The sequence below is a fragment of the Salipiger sp. genome (assembly GCF_059781815.1).
The window spans coordinates 7,392-14,578 of sequence record NZ_JBYNAH010000015.1; the positions used below are offsets into that span (position 1 = coordinate 7,392).

Annotated in this window: 8 protein-coding genes; 1 reads left to right on the top strand and 7 read right to left on the bottom strand. The window is 67.2% G+C overall.

All coding sequences use genetic code 11. From position 1 onward, the window contains the following. The first annotated feature begins 29 nt into the window (after positions 1-29). Positions 30-941 (top strand): LysR family transcriptional regulator, encoded by a 912-nt coding sequence (locus AC6RA4_RS03125; protein ID WP_500157308.1) that lies wholly within the window; start codon positions 30-32, stop codon positions 939-941. 3 nt (positions 942-944) lie between these two features. Here AC6RA4_RS03125 and AC6RA4_RS03130 read toward each other — a convergent pair whose 3' ends face one another. The 7 genes from AC6RA4_RS03130 to AC6RA4_RS03160 all read right to left on the bottom strand — a co-directional run. Further along, a complete protein-coding gene (locus tag AC6RA4_RS03130) occupies positions 945-1,622 on the bottom strand; it encodes an RraA family protein (RefSeq protein WP_500157310.1) in 678 nt (225 codons plus the stop codon). A gap of 34 nt (positions 1,623-1,656) precedes the next feature. Next, positions 1,657-2,943: a TRAP transporter large permease gene (locus AC6RA4_RS03135; protein WP_500157312.1), complete on the bottom strand. Its 1,287-nt coding sequence runs from the start codon at positions 2,941-2,943 to the stop codon at positions 1,657-1,659. 3 nt (positions 2,944-2,946) lie between these two features. Continuing rightward, entirely contained in the window at positions 2,947-3,510 is a 564-nt protein-coding gene (locus AC6RA4_RS03140; protein ID WP_500157314.1) for a TRAP transporter small permease subunit, read from the bottom strand. Next, complete coding sequence (locus tag AC6RA4_RS03145) at positions 3,507-4,505, bottom strand: TRAP transporter substrate-binding protein (RefSeq protein ID WP_500157316.1); 999 nt, start codon at positions 4,503-4,505, stop codon at positions 3,507-3,509. The genes AC6RA4_RS03140 and AC6RA4_RS03145 overlap by 4 nt, the downstream gene beginning before the upstream one ends. Before the next feature lie 59 nt (positions 4,506-4,564). Next, on the bottom strand, positions 4,565-5,374 hold the full coding sequence (locus AC6RA4_RS03150) for a creatininase family protein (protein WP_500157318.1): 810 nt from the start codon (positions 5,372-5,374) through the stop codon (positions 4,565-4,567). 114 nt (positions 5,375-5,488) lie between these two features. Then, positions 5,489-6,823, bottom strand: coding sequence for an NAD(P)/FAD-dependent oxidoreductase (locus AC6RA4_RS03155; protein ID WP_500157352.1), 1,335 nt, complete (start codon positions 6,821-6,823; stop codon positions 5,489-5,491). Further along, positions 6,823-7,187 (bottom strand): SDR family NAD(P)-dependent oxidoreductase (locus AC6RA4_RS03160; protein ID WP_500157320.1); only part of this gene is annotated, 365 nt, incomplete at its 5' end. The genes AC6RA4_RS03160 and AC6RA4_RS03155, both read right to left, overlap by 1 nt.

Here is a 7,187-nt window from a genome sequence, read left to right on the forward strand (position 1 = left end):
TTTGGGTCGGTCATCTTTGGGGAATGGGAATGAATCTCAAGCAGCTCGAGGCCTTCTACTGGCTGAGCCAGTTCGGAAACCACCGGCAGACGGCCGAGTATCTCGGGCTGACGCAGCCCGCGGTCTCGGCGCGCATCACGTCGCTTGAGAAAGATCTTGGCAAGACCCTGATCGACCGCGAGGCCAATGGCTTCGCGCTCACCGATCAGGGCTTGGAAGTTGCGGAATTCGCGGTTCAGTTCCTGAATCTGCGCGAGGCGATGCTGGGCCGGTTGCAGGACCGGCACAAGCAGGGCGTCAGCATCGGGCTGGTCGGCATGGCGGCGCTTACATGGGGGCCGCTCCTGCGCGACAGCGTGGCGCGCGAGGCGCCCGAGATGATGTTCGATATCTACGTGGGCTCGGACCTGCAGCTGCGGCGGCTGGTCGAGGCGGGCACGCTGGATGCCGCTTTCACCGCCACCGGAGACCGCGCCCGCGGCGCCGATTTCGCGGTGCGCTACGAGGTCGGCTGGGTGGCCCATGGCGATGTCATCAAGGGCTGCGAACAGCCTATGAGCCCGGATGCGCTGCGGGCGCTGCCGCTGGTGCACTATCCGAAGACCTCGCCGCTGTTCAATCCGGTGGCCGACTACGTCGACAACATGGCCGAGCGCAGCGCGGCGCGGCATTACGGGAACGCGCTCTCGACGATCTGCGAGATGGTGCGCCGGGGCTACGGCGCCTCGGCGCTGCCGCTGGCGGCACTCGAGACCGAGATCGCCAGCGGCCAGGTTGTCGAGATCGCGGCCACCGAAGGGCTGGCGCCGCTGCATGTCTCCTGCACCCACGCCAACCGCGCCCGCCGCAAGCAGGTGGGCGCGGTGCTCGAGCTGTCGCGCGAGGCGGCACGGGCGTGGTGCGGGGACCATGGGCGCTACAGCTCCTTCGTCGATCTCTAGGGCTCAGCCCTCGAGCTTGGCCTTCACCATGTTGCTGGCGCCCGACATCTCGCCGAGATGGGTGCCGCCGGTGATCTTGGCCTCGTTGACGCGGCCGCGCTCGGTGAGGAATTCACCGCGCTCGAGCACCTCGTCGAGGTCTTCGGGCGCGATGAACAGCACGCCGCAATCGTCGGCCAGCACCGCGTAGCCCGGCAGAACCGCCGCGCCACCGATCGAGACCGGCACGTTGAAGCCGCCGCCGGTGTTGTAAAGCCGGGTGGTGACCGGCGAGGCGCCGCGCGACCACATGGCAAAGCCTTGCTCGGCGATCTCGGCGGTGTCGGTGTGGGGGCCGTCGACGCAGCCGCCTTCAAGGCCGATCATCGCCGCCATGCGGGTCACGCCGCCGCCCCAGCAGGCGTACTTGGTGTCGCCAAGGCGGTCGACGGCGAGGAAGTAGCCCGGGCCGCACTGGCTCAGGCAATGGTGCAGCAGCGTCGAGTCGAGGCCCGGGATCGCCAGCGTCGCCAGCGTGCCGACGACGACCTTGCCCGGCAGCACCGGCTGGATCGCGGGGGCGGCAAAGCCGTAGTGGTAGAAGTGGCCGATGGTGGCGGTCTCGAGCTTGGCGAGACGGTCGAGCTTCTCCTGCGGGATCTTCTCGGGCATCGGGTTGAGCTTGTAGACGAGGTTGGACATGGGAGGTCCCTTCTTGGGTCTTTGTGTCAGGAGATCAGTTCTGCGGCCCGAGGATCAGGTCCGGCAGGAAGGTCACGGTCTGCGGCACGTAGGTCAGCAGGATGAGCACGTCGAAGAGCGGCAGCAGCATCGGCAGCACCGCCATCGTCACCTTCTCGAAGCGGACGCGGCCCACCTCGGCGACGATGTAGAGGCCGATGCCCATCGGCGGCGTGGCGATGCCGATCAGCAGCCCGAGCTGGATGATGATGCCGAAATGCACCCGGTCGATGCCGTAGGCGTCGATCAGCGGCAGCAGCGTCGGCACCAGGATCAGCTTGGCCGGCACGCCCTCGACGACGCAGCCGACGAGGATGATGAAGACCAGCAGCAGCGCGAGGAAGACATTCTTGTTCTCGGTCAGCGAAAAGGTGAAGTCCGCCAGTTTCTGCGGCGTCTGGTCGATGGCCAAGAGCCAGCCCATCGCGATCGAGAAGGCGATGATGATCATGATCACGGCGGTCATCATGGCGGTGTCGCTGAGCGCGGCAAAGAAGGCGCGGAAGGTGAGTTCCTTGTACCAGATGCCGATGCCGATGCAGTAGATGCAGGCCAGCACGCCCGCCTCGGTGGCGGTGACGAAGCCGAACATGATCGAGCCCAGAATGATCGCCGGGGCGACCAGCGCCAGGAAGCCGTGCTTGGCGGTGCCCGCGACCTCGCGCACGGTGGCGCGCGGCTGGGTCGGGAAATCCTGGAACTGGGCGCGGATGCGCACATAGATCATCAGCGCGAGGCCCACGAGGATGCCCGGGATCAGGCCGGCGAGGAACATCCGCTCGATCGATTGCTGCGCCAGGAAGGCATAGAGCACGAGGCCGATGGAGGGCGGGATGAGCGGGCCGATGACCGAGGAGGCCACGGTGATCGCGGCGGCGAAATCGGGCTTGTAGCCGTTCTCGCGCATCGCCTTGATCTCGATGGCGCCAAGGCCCGCGCAGTCTGCCACGGCGGCGCCCGAGATGCCGGCAAAGATCATCGAGGACAGGATGTTGACCTGCGCCAGACCGGCCTTGAGGTGGCCCACCAGCGCGTTGGCGAAGGCGAAGATGCGCTCGGTCACGCCGGTGGCGTTCATCAGGTTGCCGGCCATGATGAAGAACGGCACTGCGGTCAGCGAGGCCTTGTTGACCCCTTCGAGCATCTGCTGCGGGATGATCTGCAGCGCCGTCGAGAAATCCGAGGTCATGAAGGTGAGAACCGTCGCCGTGCCGATGGCGATGGAGATGGGCACGCGCAGCAGGATCAGCGCGATGAAGGTGCCGAAGAGGATCCAGGCCATAAGTCAGACTTCCGGGTGATGGTCGGTGACGTTCTCGGGCATCCCGGCCGCCAGCTTCGCGATGTCGAGAACGGCGGTGAGGGCCACGAGCAGGGTCGAGATGTAGAGCGGAACCGACAGCGCAAGGCGCGGCAGTTCGGTGCCCATGGGCAGGGTGGCGCCGTCATAGATGCCGGTCGAGGTTGCGATGACCTTCGGGACCTGCAGCAGCAGCACGCCGGTCACGAGCAGCGTTGCGGCGTCCGAGACGATGCGGGTGATCAGCATGCCGAACGATCCCATGCGCTCGGCGATGAAATCGATGCGCACGTCCTTGAGCCGGGCATAGAGCGCGAAGAAGCCGAAGAAGCTCAGCCAGATGAAGAACACCATGGTCCAGGGCCAGAGCCAGTAAGGCGCGAGCCCCATGGGGCGCAGGATCATCGTGGCGGTGGTGAGGGCCAGCATCGCCAGCAGGCAGCCGTTCGAGATCCACAGGAAGGCGCCGCCCAGCGTCCAGTTCAGCCGGTCGATCCGGTTGAGAGCCCGCTGAAGCGGGCTCTCGGGGGCGTAGTCGAACGGGGTCACTGGGCGACCCGCGTTGCTTCGATGGTGTCGAGCAGGCCTTCCGGCAGGGCGCCGGCTTCGTCCTGCGCCTCGTAATAGGCCTTCATGGTGTCGACCAGCGGCGCGGTGTCGAGCACGGTGTAGGTGGCCCCGGCCTCGACCATGCGCTCGATGCTCTCATCGGCGACCGAGAACATCAGGTCCTGCGACATGGCACCGGCTTCGTCGTAGGCCTTGAGCAGGCCCGCGCGGGTCTCTTCGTCCAGCGCGTTGAGGGCGCTTTCGTTGACCATGAAGCCGATCGACTGCCAGTACTCGTCCATGCGGGCGATGTTGGGCGCAACCTCGTTGAAGCGCATCGACTCGACCAGCGCGATGGGCGAGTTCACCGCCTGCACGATGCCCTTCGAGATCGACTGGTAGACCTCGGTCCAGGGCAGGGTGATCACCTCGGTGCCGATGGCGTCCCAGGTCTCGATGGCGCTCTTGCTTTCGTGCATGCGCAGCTTCAGGCCCTGGTAATCCTCGGCGGTGGTGACGGGCACGTTCGAGACGGTCACGCGGAACGGGCCGCGCAGCACGCGGGTCGGATCGCCCAGCGGGCGCACGCCGGCCTGCGAGGCGGCGTTGTCGAACCAGCCCTTGACGAGGTCCGAGTTCATGAAGCGGACCCAGTGGTCGTAATCGTCGAAGGCGAAGGCGGGCGAGGTCCAGTCAAGCGCCGGCTCCCACTTCTTCATGTAGCTGTAGCCCTCGGCGTAGATCTGGATGATGTTCGCCTGCAGCTGCTCGAGAACCGCGTTCTCCTTGCCGAGCTGCTCGTTGGGATAGACGGTGATCTTGAGCTCGCCGCCGGTATACTCGTCGGTCAGATCGGCGAATTTCTGGAACACCTGGCCCTCGGGGCTGTCGACCGGCATCTTGGTCGCCATCTTCCAGGTGGTTTCGGCGTGGGCGGCACCGCCCAGGATCATGGCAAGGCCGGTGGCCAGGCCGAGAAGTGTCTTGGTTTTCATGTGGAGAACCTCCGTGTTGACAGTTGGGTTTGCCGGCTTTGGCCGGTCTTGGTGATGGGTCAGTCGTGCAGCCCCTTGGCGACATGGTCGCGCACGAGGCCGGCGCCGATGGCGGCGAGGCGCTTGACGAGCACGTCGCCGGTCTCGGCCGAGCACAGGGTGGGGTCGCAGCCATAGGCGCCGGTCGCGGTCGCCTCGAGCGCTTCGATGGGCGCCTGGATCTTGGCGCCGTCATAGACCACCGACGAGAAGCCGCCGATCGCCATGCCCTTGATCTCGCTGCCGGTGGGGGCGGGCTTGATCATGTCGGCGCGGATCAGGTCGGGGTAGAAATGCAGGCCGACCGAGGTCAGCGGGTCGCCGCCATGACCCGAGCTGGCCTTGGCCTTGTCGGCGCCGATGAGGGCGGGAAGCTCGCCATAGGCGACCTGCCAGAGATACATCGACGGGATGAACAGCCCTGCCTTCTGGCGCCAGCGCAGCGCCACCTCGGTGATCGCGGGGACGTTGCCGCCATGGCCGTTGACGATCATCAGCTTGCGGATGCCGTGCCGCTCGAGGCAGCCGAACATGTCGTCGAGAATGCCGCAGAGCGTGGCATGCGAGATCGAGATGCCGCCATGGCTCGATTCGAAATAATCCTTGCCGCCGAATGGGATGACGGGCGCAACGAAAGTGGGAACACCGTCTTCGCGCGCCGCCTTGGCGATCTCCATCGCCATCAGGTCGGCGGCCATGTAATCGCCCATCGGCGCGTGGATGCCCTGATCCTCGAGCGAGCCCATGGGCAGCAGCACCACCGCCTCCGAGGTGAGTTCCTGGCGCGCCTCTTCCGAGGTCAGCTCTGCGATGCGGATCTTTTCGATCATGCCGTCATGTCCTTGTCATCTTGTCCGTCGATCTTGACGTTCAGTGAACGGGGCGCTGCCCCGAGGGTCCAATTCAATCGGCTTGCGGGCCGATAAAGGGAATTTGTCAGCCGCTCATTCCGCCGCTTCCGCTTGGGGTGCCGCCCCCGCCAGCGCCCCGAAGCGGGACAGGCGGAACGGCGTCGGATCGACCAGAAGCTCTTGATTCAAAGCCATTTCTGCCGCCAGCTGGCCGGCGGCTGGGCCGATGCCAAAGCCGTGCCCTGAAAAGCCGGTGGCGATCACCAGTCCGGGGATCTGCACGGCGTGATCGATCACCGGAACCGCGTCCGGGGTCACGTCGATGATGCCGCCCCATTTTTCAGCAATCTTCACATCCTTGAAGGCCGGGAAGACCTTGGTCACCGCCCGCAGCGCCTGGTCGAGCATGGCGTGCTGCGGCTCGGGATCGAGCACGCGGCAGCGCTCGAACGGCGTCACGCTGTCGGCGCTCCAGCGGCGCGGCGTCACCAGCCCGTCCCAGAGGCTGCGATCGAGGGTCAGCGAGACCTCGCCGCGATGCTCCTTCAGGCTCTTCATGAAATGCGGCAGCAGGCGGAAGCTGTCGGGGGTGATCTGTACCTTGGCGCGGCCCCGGCGCGAGATGGTGTAGCCGCCATCGAGCCGCGGGCGGATGCCGAACTGGCCGTTGCCGAGCGCGTATTTCGGCCCGCCCTCGAGCGGTTCGGTGCGCATCACCGAGCCGCGCACCCGAAGCTGCGGCAGCGACACGCCGAGATTGCCGAGGAACAGCCGCGACCACGCGCCCCCGGCGAGGATCGCCGCGCCGCAGGGGATGCGGCCGCGCTCGGTGAGCACCGCCGAGACGCGGCCACCCTTCGTTTCGATGTCGCGCACGGCGCAGTTGGTGAGGATCGCGGCGCCCCTGGCGCGGGCGCCCTTTGCCAGCGCGGGGGCGGCGAGCGCCGGTTCGGCGCGGCCATCATCGGCGGTCAGCAGGCCTGCGCGGGCCGGAACCGTGCCGCCGGGGAAATGCTCCTGCAGCTGCGCCTCGGTGAGGCGGCGCGCGCCGATGCCAAAGGTCTCGGCATCCTGCGCCACGCTCTCGATCCATGTCATCTCGGCGTCGGTCTGGGCGGTGTAGACGATGCCGGTGCGGCGAAAGCCGGTGTCATGGCCGGTGCGCTGCTTGAGCGTGTCCCAGATCCGCAGGCTCTCGATGCCCAGCGGATACTCGGCGGCGTCGCGGCCCATGCGGCGGACCCAGCCCCAGTTGCGGCTCGATTGTTCGCCGGCGATGCGGCCCTTCTCGATCAGGACGACGCGGAAGCCCTGTTCCGCGGCCCAGAAGGCGGCGGCGCAACCGATGATGCCGCCGCCGATGATGGCGAGATCGACGGCGCCCGGCAGCGCGGCATCGCCTTCGACGGTGTCGACATAGGGCCGCATCACAGCCCCGGCTCGTAGCGCCAGTTCACCACCAGCTCGGAGACGCTGGCGGTGTTGGGCAGGGTGACGACATCGGCAACCAGCCGGGCGAGGTCTTCGGGCTGGGTGATCTCGTGGCGCGGCAGGTCGTGGCGCAGGGTGAGATCGGTGGCGACGAAGCTGGGGCAGACGGCGCAGGCGCGCACGCCCTGATCCCAGCCCGCGCGCCGCGCGGCGTGGGAGAGCGCCACCGCGGCGTGCTTGGTCATCTGGTAGCCGGCGTTGAGCCCGAGCACGCGCTTGCCCGAGGCCGAGGCCAGCACGATCACCCGGCCCGGGGCGCGCCCGGCGGGGCCCCGGGGCGGCGCGCCGGGGCGGCGGGACG

Excerpts from the sequence above, each read along its gene's own strand:
- AC6RA4_RS03125 (WP_500157308.1), top strand. The coding sequence starts at position 30 with ATGAATCTCAAGCAGCTCGAGGCCTTCTACTGGCTGAGCCAGTTCGGA.
- AC6RA4_RS03130 (WP_500157310.1), bottom strand. The coding sequence starts at position 1,622 with ATGTCCAACCTCGTCTACAAGCTCAACCCGATGCCCGAGAAGATCCCG.
- AC6RA4_RS03135 (WP_500157312.1), bottom strand. The coding sequence starts at position 2,943 with ATGGCCTGGATCCTCTTCGGCACCTTCATCGCGCTGATCCTGCTGCGC.
- AC6RA4_RS03145 (WP_500157316.1), bottom strand. The coding sequence starts at position 4,505 with ATGAAAACCAAGACACTTCTCGGCCTGGCCACCGGCCTTGCCATGATC.
- AC6RA4_RS03150 (WP_500157318.1), bottom strand. The coding sequence starts at position 5,374 with ATGATCGAAAAGATCCGCATCGCAGAGCTGACCTCGGAAGAGGCGCGC.
- AC6RA4_RS03155 (WP_500157352.1), bottom strand. The coding sequence starts at position 6,823 with ATGCGGCCCTATGTCGACACCGTCGAAGGCGATGCCGCGCTGCCGGGC.